Annotated in this window: 10 protein-coding genes; 3 read left to right on the top strand and 7 right to left on the bottom strand. The window is 43.0% G+C overall.

The window, feature by feature from the left end; translation table 11 throughout:
* Positions 1-12: 12 nt before the first annotated feature.
* From A2W93_00805 to A2W93_00795, 3 genes are all read right to left on the bottom strand, one after another.
* Positions 13-3,597 carry a hypothetical protein gene (locus A2W93_00805; GenBank protein OFY54136.1) on the bottom strand — a complete coding sequence of 1,195 codons (3,585 nt, stop codon included), beginning with the start codon at positions 3,595-3,597 and terminating at the stop codon, positions 13-15.
* 91 nt (positions 3,598-3,688) lie between these two features.
* A complete protein-coding gene (locus A2W93_00800; GenBank protein OFY54176.1) occupies positions 3,689-4,468 on the bottom strand; it encodes a nucleoside triphosphate pyrophosphohydrolase in 780 nt (259 codons plus the stop codon).
* Entirely contained in the window at positions 4,464-5,936 is a 1,473-nt protein-coding gene (locus A2W93_00795; GenBank protein ID OFY54135.1) for a proline--tRNA ligase, read from the bottom strand. The genes A2W93_00800 and A2W93_00795 overlap by 5 nt, the downstream gene beginning before the upstream one ends.
* A 65-nt stretch (positions 5,937-6,001) precedes the next feature.
* Between A2W93_00795 and A2W93_00790 the strand changes: the two genes are divergently transcribed.
* Both A2W93_00790 and A2W93_00785 read left to right on the top strand, forming a co-directional pair.
* Positions 6,002-7,744 carry a hypothetical protein gene (locus A2W93_00790; protein ID OFY54134.1) on the top strand — a complete coding sequence of 581 codons (1,743 nt, stop codon included), beginning with the start codon at positions 6,002-6,004 and terminating at the stop codon, positions 7,742-7,744.
* A 70-nt stretch (positions 7,745-7,814) separates the two neighbouring features.
* Complete coding sequence (locus A2W93_00785) at positions 7,815-9,251, top strand: hypothetical protein (protein ID OFY54133.1); 1,437 nt, start codon at positions 7,815-7,817, stop codon at positions 9,249-9,251.
* Positions 9,252-9,305: 54 nt separating this feature from the next.
* Here A2W93_00785 and A2W93_00780 read toward each other — a convergent pair whose 3' ends face one another.
* Together A2W93_00780 and A2W93_00775 are read right to left on the bottom strand one after the other, a co-directional pair.
* A complete protein-coding gene (locus tag A2W93_00780) occupies positions 9,306-10,073 on the bottom strand; it encodes a hypothetical protein (GenBank protein OFY54175.1) in 768 nt (255 codons plus the stop codon).
* An 846-nt stretch (positions 10,074-10,919) separates the two neighbouring features.
* Positions 10,920-12,014 (bottom strand): Nif3-like dinuclear metal center hexameric protein, encoded by a 1,095-nt coding sequence (locus A2W93_00775; protein ID OFY54132.1) that lies wholly within the window; start codon positions 12,012-12,014, stop codon positions 10,920-10,922.
* 69 nt (positions 12,015-12,083) lie between these two features.
* Here A2W93_00775 and A2W93_00770 point away from each other — a divergent pair, with 69 nt between their 5' ends.
* The gene (locus tag A2W93_00770; GenBank protein ID OFY54131.1) at positions 12,084-13,391 is read left to right on the top strand and encodes a hypothetical protein; all 1,308 of its coding nucleotides are present in this window, start codon (positions 12,084-12,086) and stop codon (positions 13,389-13,391) included.
* A gap of 53 nt (positions 13,392-13,444) precedes the next feature.
* Here A2W93_00770 and A2W93_00765 read toward each other — a convergent pair whose 3' ends face one another.
* Together A2W93_00765 and A2W93_00760 are read right to left on the bottom strand one after the other, a co-directional pair.
* Positions 13,445-13,912, bottom strand: coding sequence for a hypothetical protein (locus tag A2W93_00765; protein OFY54130.1), 468 nt, complete (start codon positions 13,910-13,912; stop codon positions 13,445-13,447).
* Positions 13,909-15,117 carry an N-acyl-L-amino acid amidohydrolase gene (locus A2W93_00760; protein ID OFY54129.1) on the bottom strand — a complete coding sequence of 403 codons (1,209 nt, stop codon included), beginning with the start codon at positions 15,115-15,117 and terminating at the stop codon, positions 13,909-13,911. The genes A2W93_00765 and A2W93_00760 overlap by 4 nt, the downstream gene beginning before the upstream one ends.
* Position 15,118 lies beyond the last annotated feature (1 nt).

Genomic DNA, 15,118 nt, shown 5'->3' with positions numbered 1-15,118 from the left:
CCAAATCAACAATTATTTCACCATCAGCGGCACTCGCAAAGTCTCTTCCCCGCACACAACAACCTGATACATTCCGCTTGAAAAACCGGTCGTTGTAACCTTCAGTTTCGCCTGACCTTCAGCAAAAATTCCTGAATACACAAGTTGCCCGTCCAGGTTGTACATGAATACCTGAGCTTTTTCGCGGCTCTCTGCATCTCGCGTGATTTCAACAAAATCTCCGGCCGGATTTGGATACAAGGTTAACTGATTCATGTCTGCCTCGTTGATTCCATCAGGAAAAAGAACAGTGATATACGACACCTCGTTCAGTGTATCGTTACCACAGAATTCAGACATTGCGACAAGCTGAACAGTATATACTCCGGTGTCTCCGTACAAATGCCACGGATTAACATCAGCACTGAAATTGCCGTCACCAAAATCCCATGCGTAGGAAACCGCACTGTTACTGGTGTTCGTAAACAAAGCCATGGCGTCTGGAATGAGAAAAATCGTATCATTGACCGTGAAACCAGCAGTTGCAACGGGTCTTACCGTTATTGCTGCCGGCGATCCGATGGATGCAGTATCCGTTACACCATAGGCGTGGAGCGTGATTCCGTAAACACCACTGCTTGGATAATATATCACTGGATTGGCCAATGTCGATGTAGCCGGCACTCCGCCTGTGAATTCCCACAAATAAGTTATTGCGCCAACACTGGTATTTGTATATTGAATGCTGTCGCCCTGACAGACTTCGGTCGAACTCATAAAAAATCCGGCCAGCGTCGAAGTGGCTATGGTAATTCCATCGCTCGTGGTTACTGCGCCTTCAAGACCTGCATTATTCACTGCTTTTACAGAAATGTAATACGTTGTTCCCTGCGACAATGTCAATCCGTTCAGAGTTGCTGTCAGCGCTGTTCCGTTGTTGGTCCAGGCAAGTACATCGGCGCCTCCTGCGGTGCTTCCGACCGCAATCATATAATGCGAAATGTCCGAATTCGGATCGGCAGAAGCCGTCCAGTTGGCCTCTAACGATGAAGAACTGTATGAAATATCTTGATCCGCGCTGCTGCCATCGTTCACAGATGCAATTGTAGTTGGCGGTGTGAAATCAACATTCAAATCATGGTATTCAATCACCGAAAGATTGTTGGCCACATCCTGACAAATGGACTTGATTTTTGCACCATAAATAGAAGGTGAAGGATTCTCGTAACGAATATCATCCGACGCCTGTGCGCCCACCAAAACATTCACTGAGGCGGCTCTGCTGCGATATACTTTCAATTCGGTCACTTTCAGCTGAGCGTTTCCTGTGCGGAACGAAATGTATTTTCCTCCCGTGCTGTAGGGAGTTGTATCTGTCCATGTTCCAATCATTGCATCATCGCGATACACCCAAATCTGGCCTGCAATGCGGTCGTAGATGATTTTATAATCATACCACTGATTCAGATTCGTAACTACATTGGTAACGACTAATTGCTGTGTGAAAACATTATTCGTCACTTCATAAAATTCGAGTTGATTGGTTTCCAGTCTGAAAAATACAAAGTATCCGTTTCCGCGCTGATCGAGCGCTGCGCTGTCGCAGAAGAAATGAAAACCTAAGCGCTTATTTACTTTAGAAACGCCCGGCACCATAGCATTAAATTGATAAAGCGTTCTGTTCGACAATTCCTGATTCAGCGCTGCATAAATATTGGTGTTGTTCTGCGTAGTATCACTTTGCCAAAGCGATCCGGAAGCCACACTCCATGTACCAAGTATCTGTGTCCAATCGCTGTGCAACGCATCAAAGTTGTCGGCAAAATAACCGCGCGAGGCATTGGCTCTCCATTCTGTTCCCTGATTTTCGAGAACCTGATAATACCCTTTCTGAATACCGCTTCCCCCGGCATTATCAGCATCTGTGACATTAGCCGTGAAATCATTGGTTTTCCAGGTTCCGGTTGTTGCAATTGAAGTTGTGGGAGCTGTGGCATCAGCAGTAGCACTTGTCCAGGTGGCTGCCCATCCTGCAGCTGTCGTCGCACAGTCGCTGCGGAACTCAATGGTCATAACACCGCTGCTGGCAGTAACAGTGATGGGCGCAGTTGTATTGTACCGGCCGATCCGTGGACTGAAAACCGTAGGTCCGTTATATATATACAGAAAATCATAATTGTCTTCGACATCAAAAGATGAAAACGATAATGTGACAGATGAGGCATTGGCTGGCGCAATTGTCCATATCTTACGTTCATCATTGCTATAAGCTGCAGCCGATCCACCAGTGTCAAAGAAACTACCTGTAGCAGTCGTTAAAGTGGTAACGGGTGTTGTATTATTCAGCTTTCTGAAAAAATAATCCCAGCACCAGTGATTGCCCGGATCTGTATGATCGTTGTTCGGATAATGCTGATGTCCGGCTATCTTTGTACAGTAGCTCGATCCAGCCAAAACATGAACGCCATAATCAAGCGCTGTTCCATCATCCAGGGTGTCACGATACATAGTGCGCAACGGGTTAATTCCATATCCGCTGTTGCAGACATCGCGCACCAGATTGGAATGACTGGTGTAAACCGCTTCGGTGTACCACGATGCACTGCTCACATAGCCTTCCATTTCAGTCCCTATCGTGTATGGATTTTCATCACGCACATGCCATGCTTTATTCACTTCGAGTACCATTTGGGTCACCTGACCGTCGCTACTGCGCATAACATAATGTGTACTGGCCGAAGCTGAACAGTTTTTAAACCAGCTGATACAGCCCGCATACGAACCCTGAACTGTATGCAGCACATAGGCGGAAACTGCAACTCCGCTTCTTGAACTGTAATTACAGGTTGTCAGATCAGTGAGAGCTGGCGCATAATCAGCCGAAAGCGTGCTCTTCAGGCCCAGGCCTTCCATAACATGTCCTTTATTATCACTTACCCCATTTGCTGAAATCACAACCTTTTCCGATTGCAATATTTTCAGTGTATTGGGTGCAAACACTTTATTCATTTCAAAAGAATAAACGCTGAACCCACATACATCTGCCCAATATTCATCTTTCATAAAACTCAAAACCGAATACAGATGCGAATTCATCGCAAATGCATTGGTCGGATCACCTTCCTGCCAGGGAATTTCGCTCAGTGCAATCAATACTGGAATATAATTCTCCAACTTTTTCCCTGAAATATTCATTTGCCGCGACAACACGTCAAAAGCGCCGGCCCATGCAATTATCTGCGCACGTGCAGACGGCTCCTGAAGCGATGTTTCATTCGCTCCACTCAAATTTGAAATCAGCTTTCCGTTCTCGTTAAAATATTCCTTCCCGTCAAATATAAACCCCATCACGCCCAAATAGCTGGGCAATCCTTCACTGGAGGTCTCCTCGGTCAAAGGCACATTGTAAAAACGAGTATTTGTGAAAGCGACAGCTTCAATAATTCCTTTAGGCACTGAAGGGTACAAATTGTATGCTTCCGCAAAATACGGCTTCACCAGATTATAATCCGCCAGCTGACTGCTTAAAACGCGCGCATCAATTTCTTCTCCTGATTGTGCCTGTACTGAAAAGGTAATAGAAAGCAATAATACCCCAACGTAAATAAATTTCCCCATAATCATACATTTTTGAAATACAAAAATAGCGATTATGCAGAATGCATCCTGTAAACTCAATAATTATAATCAGAAAATAATGTGAAATTTTCTATTTCTCTCTTTTCTTAGCCTCATTCCAGATGGCGTCCATCTCTCCAAGTGTCATGTCATGCATCGATTTTCCAAGTTTCAGTGCCTGTTCTTCAATGTAAGTGAATCGCTGAATAAATTTTTTATTGGTTCTTTCCAGCGCATTCTCAGGATTTACGCCAATAAAGCGTGCGTAATTCACCAGTGCAAAAAGGACATCGCCAAATTCATCTTCCACTTTTTCAATTGGGGCCATGGCAATGACTTCCTCATTCAACTCCTGCAATTCTTCCTTCACTTTGTCCCACACTTGTTCCGTTCTCTCCCATTCAAAGCCCACGCCTTTTACCTTTTCCTGCATTCTGAATGCTTTTACCACAGCCGGCAATCCTTTGGGAACCCCTTCCAGAACGCTTTTCCGTCCTTCGCCCATTTTGATTTTTTCCCAGTTGGCCTTTACCTCCTCATCGTCGGCAACCACCGTTTCACCAAACACATGCGGATGGCGTCTGATCAGCTTTTCGTTGATATTATGCAAAACGTCACCCATATCAAAGGCGCCTTTTTCCGACCCGATTTTCGCATAAAAAACAATGTGGAGCATAATGTCTCCAAGCTCTTTCATTATCTCCTGGTCGTTCTTCTCCAACACGGCATCACCAAGCTCATACATTTCTTCAATGGTCAGATATCGCAGGGTTTCATTGGTCTGCTTGCGATCCCACGGACATTCTACCCTGAGTCTGTCCATAATTTCAAGCAAACGCCTGAATTCATCAAGTTTGCGCTGCATATTAATAGGCTTTGGCGAAAACCACTCGCTTCGATGAGGGTTTGCCGGTAAGCACACACTTTCCGGGTTCTCCTTCTTCTAAAGGTATCAATCGAATGGTGGCTTTGGTGAGATCCTTTATTTTTTCTTCAGTTTCTGCAGTACCGTCCCAATGAGCATACACAAATCCACCTTTGTTTTCAATCACATCAACAAATTCTTCCCAGGTGTCAACGGTGCAGGTGTTTTGCTTTCTCATCTCCAGCGCTTTCTGATAAAGATTGCTCTGAATATCAACCAACAATGCAAAAACAAGATCAGATATCCCCAGCCGCCCTGCTGATTCTTTAGTCAGTGTATCTCTGCGGGCAAGCTCAACTGTTCCATTCTCCAGATCCCTTGCACCAACTGCAATGCGGATTGGAATACCTTTCATCTCATATTCAGCAAATTTATACCCCGGTGAATAATTCTCACTGTCATCTACCTTCACCGAAATTTTCTTCTCTTTGAGTTCAGCTTCAATTCCGGCAACATATTCCAGAATTTTTGGCTTCATTTCTTCATTTTTAAATATAGGCACAATAACCACCTGAATAGGAGCTAAGGTCGGTGGCAGTACAAGTCCTTTATCATCGCTGTGGGTCATAATCAAAGCGCCCATCAGTCGAGTCGAAACGCCCCATGAAGTGGCCCACACATATTCGAGCTGATTTTCTTTACTCAAAAATTTTACGTCAAAAGCCTTGGCAAAATTCTGCCCGAGAAAATGTGAGGTCCCGGCCTGCAAAGCTTTTCCATCTTGCATCATTGCTTCTATGCAATAGGTTTCAATAGCTCCTGCAAATCGCTCATTCACTGATTTTACCCCTTGCAACACTGGCATGGCCATCCAGTCTTCGGCAAATGTAGCATAAACGCCAAGCATGCGTTCAGCTTCCTCAATGGCTTCTTTTTCTGTAGCATGGGCCGTGTGACCCTCCTGCCAGAGAAATTCGGTAGTACGCAAAAACAGTCTGGTTCTCATTTCCCAGCGCACAACATTCGCCCATTGATTAATCAGCAATGGCAGATCTCTATATGATTGAATCCATGTTCTATAAGTATCCCAAATAATTGTCTCAGACGTAGGACGAACGATGAGTTCTTCTTCAAGTTTTGCATCTTCATCAACAACAACACCCGAGCCATCAGGGGCGTTTTTCAATCTGTAATGGGTAACAACGGCACATTCTTTGGCAAAACCTTCCACGTGGCTTGCCTCTTTCGAAAAGAAAGATTTTGGTATAAAAATTGGGAAGTAAGCGTTGGAGTGTCCTGTTTCTTTAAACATTCGATCCAGCTCATCGCGCATACGCTCCCAGATGGCAAACCCGTATGGTTTTATTACCATGCACCCGCGGACCGCGGAATTCTCTGCCAAACCAGCATTCTGGACAATATCCAGATACCACTGAGAATAATTTTCACTTCTTGGCGTAATCTTTCCACCCATTTTGGTATGATATTTGGTTTTTATTGAAAAACAAAAGTACTAAATAAAATTCGGAGGACAAAGAAATGAAAAGGACAGTTTATAATTTGGTTTTTGGAGCTTTCGTCCTGCTTTTCTCCAGCTGCACAGTAAATTACTATACAGCAAACCCATATGACGATGTATATTATTCAAGAACAGATGCCGTAGCCAATGCCACACCGGAAAACTACGGCAATACTGCTGATCCCGCCAATAACACATCTGCATACGTTGACGAAACCCAACCTGCTGACTACTCTGGCGACAAAGGCTATTACGACGAAAACGGACAGCCTTACTCGACCACCGAAACCTACACCGATGAGAACGGCGCCAACAATGTGACCAACAATTACTATGGTGACTATTACGATTATGAATACTCATCGCGTATCCGCAGATTCTATGGCGGTTATAATGGTTTCGACTACTACGACCCTTACTACACAAACCTGTACTGGTATAATTACGACCCCTATTATTATGGTGTCTCAGTTTACTACACCTATTCATGGTGGTACAGACCTTACAACTACAGCTACTGGGGTTGTGGATGGAACTATCCTTACCATCACTACTACGGCTGGGGACATCATAACAACTATTGGGGATATCCTTACTACGGATCAAATTACGGCTGGGGCTACAACAATGGATACAGCGACGGATATTGGGATGGATATTACGATGGAATGTATGGTAACAATTACTACTACTACAATAGCTACGACTTCTACTCAAGCAATGACACATATTACGGACCTCGTGGCAGCAGCATCGGTGGTGGCTCAAACCCAAGACCGGAAACAGGAAGCAATTCAGGAAGCAACATCACTACAGCACCTGTGTCCAGCTTTGGAGCACGTTTCGAAAATCACCTGACTGCAGCTAATAATAGTAAAGAAGGCTTGACCGTAAATTCATCAAAATTTGTTGACCGTGGAACCAATTCCGTATCAGCAGGAAATGTAAGCAGCTCAAGAATTGAAACCGGAACACAAATAAACTCCACGAATTCAACATTAAATAATGGTGGTGTTGGGACCAATGTCAACACAAACAACACTACTAACACCAGCGTAAACCGCCCGAATAACAATACAAACAACTCAGTGAACACCAATGTTACTCGCCCGGAAAACAATACGAATACCAACTCTGGTTATACTCGTCCAAACAACAACACTAACGTGAACTCTGGCACTACTCGTCCCAACACTAACACGCAGAATCCGGTCAATAACAATTCGAATGTAAATCAGGGCAAACCAACCAACAGCTCATCGAATCAGCGTCCTGTTCAGACCTACACTTCTCCAAACTATAGCAAGCCTCAATCGAGTAACGAGTACAACAGCCCAAGCAACAACAACTACCAGAGACCTAGCAATTCAAATAATTCAAGTTATCAGAGGCCATCAACCTCTGGTAACTCTTCGAACAGCAATTACTCGAGACCTTCGAATTCAGGATCAAACAACACCTATTCAAGACCGAGTAATTCGGGAAGCAACAACACATACTCAAGACCAAGTAATTCCGGAAGCAACAGCAGTTACTCACGTCCAAGCAGCTCAAGCAGCAACAGCAGTTACTCACGCCCGAGTAGTTCAAGCAGCTCCAGCACTTCACGCCCTAGCAGCAACTATTCATCCGGTTCATCACGCAGCTCTTCCAGCTCGTCATCGTCACACTCATCCGGTTCATCATCTTCAGGTCGCAGTAGCGGCAGCAGCAGTGGAAGCAGTGGTGGAAGCAGCAGCAGTCACAGCAGTGGACGCCGGTAATTAACTTCTTGTCAAACTTGAAAATCTCGATGTTATGAAAAAAATTATCATCATAGCGTGTGGTCTATTTATGACCTTTACCGGAATAGCTCAGAATGAAACCGACGCCCTCAGATACTCTTTTCTGATGAACAGCGGCACCGCCCGCTTCTCATCCATGGGGGGTGCATTTTCAGCCCTGGGTGCCGATTTTTCAGTACTCAGCACCAATCCTGCCGGCATTGGCGTCTATAAATCTTCGGAGTTTATGTTTACTCCTCAGATCACTTTCTCAAACTCATCTTCAACCTTTTTAGGAACAACATCAGAAGACACAAAAGCCGCGTTTTCAATTCCAAACTTCGGGATGGTGTTTTCAGGCGATATTTCAAGCAGCCGGGAAAAGGCGGAATGGAAAAACATCCAGTTCGGTTTTGGAATAAACAGACTTGCTGACTTTAACAACAGCTATCTGATGCGTGGACACAACTCTACAAGTTCTGTTCTTGATGTCTTCCAAAACATGGCTAATGGATACGGGCACGACGAATTAAATTCATTCGACACGGATCTTGCCTGGAACACTTATTTACTGAATCCTGGCAGTACCGACTACGATTATATCAAAGCATTTGAGGGTGGAGTTTTGCAACAGAAAAGCGTTACAACCTCAGGTGGAATAAATGAAATGGTCATGACATTAGGTGGAAACTATAACGACCGATTCTATATTGGAACAACACTCGGGTTCCCGTTCTTAAACTACAACGAAGACTCCTATTACAAGGAATTGGATGATGCCGACACCATTGGCTATTTTAAATCTCTTTCTGTTAATGATGAACTCAACACACACGGTACCGGATTCAATTTTAAACTGGGGATGATTTACAGAATTACCGACTGGGTTCGTATTTCAGGAGCTGTTCACACCCCAACTTTTTATGCCATGCACGACACATACAGCCGGGTTATTCGTTCAGACCTTGACACCGCCACTTTCGAGTCAAAATCCCCTCAAGGAGTTTATGATTATCGCTTGACAACCCCGATGAGACTGAATGCAGGAATTGCCTTTGTAATTGGAAAAATAGGTGCTATTTCAGCAGAATATGAAATGGTAGATTACAGTCAGGCCAAGCTGCGTGCAAGAAATGCAGAGTATGATTTCTTTGATGCCAACGAAGCAATCGGATTAAATTTTGCTGTTGCCAACAACTTTAAAGTTGGAGGAGAACTCAAGCTTAATCCTTTCTCCATCAGAGCAGGTTACTCATATTATGGATCACCTTATGCCGGCTCGTTCACCAGAGATTATTCAACAAGCAACATCACTGCTGGTTTTGGAATCCGCGAAAAAAACTATTATATCGATCTGGCTTTTGTTTACACGATGAAAAATGAAAGCTATGATCTCTACAATGCTTCAATCATTGAGAACATGGGAATGTATCTTGAGCCAGTTCTTACTGACCTTAACAGGAGCAGTATTGTAATTACGCTTGGATCAAAATTTGGTGGAAAATAATTTCAGATACTGTACAAAAAAAAGAGGGATTAAAATCCCTCTTTTTTTTATTCTTTAATTTTGATTTTCAACTGCCTCGGAGATAGACTCATCAACGATAATGCGGCCGCAATATTCACAGACAAGGACCTTTTTATGCATTCTGATTTCCATCTGACGTTGCGGTGGAATTTTACTGAAACAACCGCCACAGGAGTGCCTTTCGATTTTAACAACCGCAAGACCATTCCTGACACTTTTACGAATGCGGCTATATGCATTCATGTAGCGTTCTTCAATAATAACTTTTGCTTTGTCTGATTTCTTCAAAAGCACTTCTTCTTCCTTTTCAGTTTCAGCAATAATTTCTGACAGCTCGCCCATTTTATCTTTCAGGTTTGCTACTTTTACATCAAGAACCTTGCGCAGCTCGTCAATCATTTTTTGTTTTGCTTCACGGGCAACCTCAGCTTCTTTAATTTTTTTATTTCTCAGCTGAACTTCCAGATCCTGAAATTCCATTTCTTTTGCAAGAGATTCGAATTCACGATTATTGCGTACATTCTTTTGCTGTTGCTCGTATTTCTTCACCATTTCCTTGCTGCGCGCAATTTCCTGCGTATATTCAGCCTTGGATTTATCAATGGCCGCAATTTCCGCATTGTAGTTTTCAAGGCGTGTGTTCATGCCAGCAATTTCATCTTCCAGATCCTGTACTTCGAGTGGAAGTTCACCACGAATAATTCTGATTTTATCAATCTGAGTATCGATAACCTGAAGTGAGTATAGTGCTTCCAGCTTCAGTCTGATTGATTTCTCAAGATTTCCTTCAGGAAACGGAATATAAGTAGGTTCCGGATTTGCTTCTTTTTTGCTTTCAGTTTTCTTTGATGCAGGTTTCACAGTTTGTTCAATTTTTCTTTCAGGTTCAGCTGCTGCAATTTTTTTGTTTTCCTTGGCAGCAGGCACTTCTTTCAGTTTTTCATTCTTCTCAACACTTTTCACAGGCACTTTCGTTTTTTCGGTTGTATTTTGGATTTTACGATTCTCGGTTTTAGGCGCAATCGGAATTGTCGTTTTTTGTTTAGGAGCGACAACTTGTACTGCGGGTTTTTTCACGGCTTGTTCCACTTTTTTGGCAGTGGCTTTCTTGACCGGTGTTTTTACAATTACTGTTTTTTTCTGAGGTTTTGAAACAGGTTTTTTCGCAGGAGCTTTTGAGCTAACTGCTTTTTTTGCGGCTGGTTTTTTTGCCAGTGGTGCTTTTTTTTGCTGAACAGCTTTTTTTACTGGAGCTTTCTTGACTGGCGCTTTTTTAGCAGGAGCTTTCTTGGCAGGAGCAGCCTTTTTTGCCGCAACAGCTTTTTTCACTGGTGCCTTTTTAACTGGGACGGCCTTTTTAATGGCTTTTTTGGAAGCTGGCGCCACTTTCTTAGGGACAATTTTATTAACCACCTTTTTTACAGGAGCTGCCTTTTTTGAAACAGCCTTAGCGGGAGCGGCTTTTTTAGGGGCAGTTTTAGCAGGCGCAGCTTTTTTCACAGGACTCTTTTTGGCAGGAACAACTTTTTTTACAGGAGCAGCTTTCTTAGCGGGAGCAGCTTTTTTGGGAGCTGTCTTGGAAGAAGCTGACTTCTTTTTGTCGGTGGTTTTTGTTTTGCTTACAGCCATATCAATTATAAATTTGATTTATACTGTATTAACCCAGTTCGAGTCCGGGGAAATAATGTGAGGGACAAAATTAGGTAAAATTTCCGAAACAAGTGACTTTAATGCACTTAAACCAAAAATTTCAGTTTCATAATGGCCGGCATCGATCAGAAATATGCTTCCTGAAGCAGCCTGAAAATCGTGGTATTTCAGATCAGCGGTGATGTATGCCTGCACTCCCGCTGACTTAGCGCTGCTGATAAACGAAGCTCCCGCACCACCGCAAACGGCTACCCTCGAGATTTCTGAAGAAACAAAAGCGCTGCAACGAAGAAACTGAACCCCCAGTTTTGATTTTATTAAATCAACGAGTGCTTCACATGACAAAGGCTGAGGGAGATTTCCAATTATTCCAAGGCCACATTCGTGGTATTGATTTTCGAGTGAATATATATCAAACGCAACTTCCTCATACGGATGAAATGCAAATAGAGCCGATAAAACTGCAGCTTGTTTACTTACGGGAAAAACGGTTTCAATTCTTACTTCAGGTTCGAAATGAACTTCACCAATTTCGCCGACATAGGGATTTGTGTTTTCACCAGCTCTGAAAGAGCCCAATCCAGACATATTAAAACTGCAGGAATCATAATTTCCAATATGGCCGGCTCCGGCTTCAAACAAAGCATTTCGAACAGACGCGGCCTGCGCTTCGGGACAATACGTAACCAGTTTTTTCAACAAACCATTTTCAGGAACAAGAATTTCAGGATTTTCCAAACCAATTATTTGAGCCAATGCACCGCTCACACCAGAAGGATGTTTGTCGAAATTTGTATGAGCAGAATAAATTGTGATATTTTCGCGAATACACTTTTCGATGATCTGGCCAGTTGAATTAGCCAGATTAATTTGTTTCAATCCCTGAAATATTAGTGGATGGTGACTAATGATGACATTGCATCTATTAGCAATAGCTTGATCAAGCGTGTGAGGAGTTACATCAAGCGTGTATAAAATTCCCTTGATTTCATCGTCCGGGTTTCCTATCTGGAAGCCACTGTTATCGTAATTTTCCTGCCATGAAAGCGGGAATAATTTTTCGATGGCATTAAACAATTCTTTACACTTCATAGCATGACAAATATCAGAATACAAACCTACTAAAAAATTAATGCTTATCTTTGAAAAATTTTTACTGTTATGAAAAAAGCTTTACTTTTAGCCGCATTGTTTGTTATGACAATCGGGAGCGGCATCGGACAACAAGTGTTTTACAGTGGTTTCGAAACATGGGATGACGTGAACACTCCAACAAACTGGATTGGCGTTGCCACCAGTATTACATTTACAGATGTTGATCAGTACACAACCAACCCTTATCAGGGAACGTACTCAATGCAGATTAACAACGACACTACAGCACACAAGCGTGTTTCGACAAAAGCAGTGAGTGTAACTGCCGGCTCTGTGTACAACATCAGTTTTTATGCCCGTGGAAACGGAGAAGTCAGAACTGGTTTTTTTGATGGTGTAAACTACGGAGCATACAATAGCTATGTAGTAATTAATGGCACTACCTGGACCAAGGTTGAGCAAACCGTTCTTTGCGACACTACTTCAGCAACTGCTGAATTTATTCTTTCTGTAAGAAATACTCTTGCAACCAACGATCACCTGCAGATCGATTCTTTCTATGTTTCAGTTGGTACAATGTCAAATGTTTCAATATACGACATTCAATACACAACTACCGATGCCAGCAGTTATTTTGGACAACCTGTTAATACCGGTGGTATTGTCAGCGCCACTAAATCAGGTGCATATTGGATTCAGAACGGAACCGGTCCATGGAGCGGTGTTTATGTTTATGACTCTGGTAACACTCCAGCCATTGGTGACAGCGTAACTTTCGCTGCTGTGGTTGATGAATATTACAATCTCACAGAATTGAAATCTGTAAGCAGCTATGTCAAAGTCAGCAGTGGCAATCCGGTTCAGGTGACCAATATTGCTCTTCCTGACGGAGCACTTGAAATGTACGAAGGCGTACTTTGCAAAGTGACCAACGCTCAGTGCACAACTATGCCAGACACTTATCTTGAATGGCTGGTTGGCGACGGAATGTCAAGTCTTAAAGTTGGTGATTTGATTTATGCTTATACACCCGTTTTAAATACACATTATGACATCACCGGAATAATGGATTACAGTTTTAGTGAAAGAAAAATTCAGCCACGTGCTGCTACTGATGTTACGATTTACAATGCTATTGAAGAAAACGAAATCAGTGCTTCCGTTTATCCGAATCCTGCCAGTGAATTTGTGACTGTTTCAGCTGGAACAGAAGGCATTCTGAAAGTTGTTGACATGACCGGACGCGTAGTCTTTTCAACTGTCTTCAGTCAAAGTGCTGACGTAAATGTTTCTGAAATGGAATCAGGAATCTACAATGTTATGATCAATGGTAATGATGGTAATTTTGCCATCAGCAAACTGATTGTGAAATAATATTACTTCTAAATATATTGAGCCGCTCATGGAATTCTGTGAGCGGCTTTTTTTTATTTCTGTTTTTCAACAAAAAGTTCCAGGCCAACCATTCCTTTATAAATATCTACAGGCATATTGTGATTGAAATTCATGACCCATTTCCCGGATTCAGCAAATCTGATTGAATCATAAACAGGGAATGCTATTTCATAATAATCGTTGATCTGCGAACCCATTCTTTCCCCTGAATTATTGCGCATTTCAAGATGAATTTTCTTGTGGCGGGAAGACCCTGATGGAGTCAACAACGAAAGACTCATGTCGAGCGTTGAAAACGAAAAAGCTTCGGTAATACGCATTTTCCCATGAACATCATAAGGCGAGGCTGTGTCGGTAATATCAAATGAAAAAGACACCGTTTTCCCCTCTTCCCAGGCATTATTGGCAAATCCATGGTAGTAAGTCTTAGAATCACTGTTGCCTGAAGTGCAGGAAGCAAGAAAGCTTCCAATTAAACATACGATTAAAACCAATTTCATAAATGCTTATTGTTTAGCTCCGACAACATGTCAATGGCAATTTTCGCCATGCATGAGCAACCCGTTATCAGCGACTTTTCATCAATGTCAAAGCTGGCAGTGTGAAGATTTGCTGCCGGCTCTTTTGTTTTGGAATCGGTTATTCCAAGCCGGTAGAATATTGCAGGCACATTCTGAGCATAGTAGGCAAAATCTTCTGCCGTCATGCGCAATGGAAGCTCAACGACATTTTCCCTACCCAGCAATGAAGTGGCCGCGCGACGAGCAATGTCGGTGCATTTTTCATCATTAACCAGAAACGGGTAACCATGATGAATGTCGACGATGCATTTTGCGCCAAATCCCTCAGCTATTCCTTTTGAAATGGAAATAATTTTCTTGTGAGCTTCTGCACGCCATTTTTCGTCGAAAGTGCGGATTGTGCCTTCCATCGTTACCGCCTCTGGAATAATGTTGGTACGACCATCGGCAATCATTCTTCCAAATGAAAGCACCGTAGGTACGGATGGATTTGCCACACGGCTGGTTATCTGCTGCAAAGCCACAATGATTTGTGAAGCAATGACAACAGGATCAATATTGAGTTCTGGCGTGGCGCCATGGCCTCCGCGACCAGTTACCGTTATGTAAATTTCATCTGTAGAAGCCATATAAGGGCCGCTCTTCAAGCCTATGCTCCCGGTAGATAAACCAGGCAATACATGCTGTCCGATTATAGCATTCACCTTTGGATTTTCAAGTACTCCTTCCTGAATCATTTGAATTGCTCCTCCGGGAAATTTTTCTTCAGAAGGCTGAAAAATCAGTTTGAAGCTACCACTAAACGAATCTTTTAGAGTATTTAGAATAAAGGCGGTTCCGAGAAGTGAGGCAATGTGCGCATCGTGTCCGCAAGCATGCATAACACCCTCAATTGCGCTTTTGTATTCACAATTACTGATCTCCTGAATACTGAGCGCATCCATATCGGCACGCAATGCTACGCAAGCACCTGCTGATTTTCCTTCGATGAGTGCAACGATTCCATATCCGCCAATGCCGTCACGATAAGGAATTTTCCATTCATCCAGAATAGCGCAGATATGAGACGCTGTGTTTTTTTCAGAGCCGGAAAGTTCCGGAAATTTATGCAGATGGCGGCGAATATCAACAAGTTGTGGATATACCTGCTCAGCCAGTGATTCAATATTCTTTGAGTATTCCATA

It is taken from the genome of Bacteroidetes bacterium GWF2_43_63 (assembly GCA_001769275.1).
Lineage (GTDB): Bacteria > Bacteroidota > Bacteroidia > Bacteroidales > DTU049 > GWF2-43-63.
The sequence above is the reverse complement of the archived record's forward strand: the minus strand, read 5'-3'. Positions and strand labels throughout refer to the sequence as shown.

Bases quoted from the DNA above. Each gene is read 5' to 3' on its own strand.
- A2W93_00805 (OFY54136.1), bottom strand. From the start codon at position 3,597: ATGGGGAAATTTATTTACGTTGGGGTATTATTGCTTTCTATTACCTTT.
- A2W93_00795 (OFY54135.1), bottom strand. From the start codon at position 5,936: ATGGGTGGAAAGATTACGCCAAGAAGTGAAAATTATTCTCAGTGGTAT.
- A2W93_00790 (OFY54134.1), top strand. From the start codon at position 6,002: ATGAAAAGGACAGTTTATAATTTGGTTTTTGGAGCTTTCGTCCTGCTT.
- A2W93_00785 (OFY54133.1), top strand. From the start codon at position 7,815: ATGACCTTTACCGGAATAGCTCAGAATGAAACCGACGCCCTCAGATAC.
- A2W93_00775 (OFY54132.1), bottom strand. From the start codon at position 12,014: ATGAAGTGTAAAGAATTGTTTAATGCCATCGAAAAATTATTCCCGCTT.
- A2W93_00770 (OFY54131.1), top strand. From the start codon at position 12,084: ATGAAAAAAGCTTTACTTTTAGCCGCATTGTTTGTTATGACAATCGGG.
- A2W93_00765 (OFY54130.1), bottom strand. From the start codon at position 13,912: ATGAAATTGGTTTTAATCGTATGTTTAATTGGAAGCTTTCTTGCTTCC.
- A2W93_00760 (OFY54129.1), bottom strand. From the start codon at position 15,117: ATGGAATACTCAAAGAATATTGAATCACTGGCTGAGCAGGTATATCCA.